The sequence below is a fragment of the Photobacterium sp. R1 genome (assembly GCF_054600795.1).
Map to the genome: position 1 here is coordinate 1 of NZ_BAAHZP010001042.1, position 232 is coordinate 232.

The 232-nt window shown below is 54.3% G+C and carries 1 protein-coding gene; it reads right to left on the reverse strand.

All coding sequences use genetic code 11. The features are described from left to right. A partial coding sequence (locus ACYP03_RS28235) for a helicase-related protein (protein ID WP_459782969.1) occupies nucleotides 1-232 on the reverse strand: 232 nt, incomplete at both ends.

Here is a 232-nt window from a genome sequence, read left to right on the forward strand (position 1 = left end):
TGTGACCGGCTTTTTATGTTTAGGGCGCAGGCCCTCGATAAAGCGCTCCGGGATTTCTTCTTTCATATACCGGCTGACACGCTCTATCATGCCCTGATCATGAGCTTCCACCAGCGAGATGGCGGTGCCTTTTTTACCGGCACGGGCTGTACGGCCAATACGGTGCAGGTAAACATCAGCCGTGCGCGGCATGTCAAAGTTGATGACGTGGCTGACATCCGGCAGGTCAATA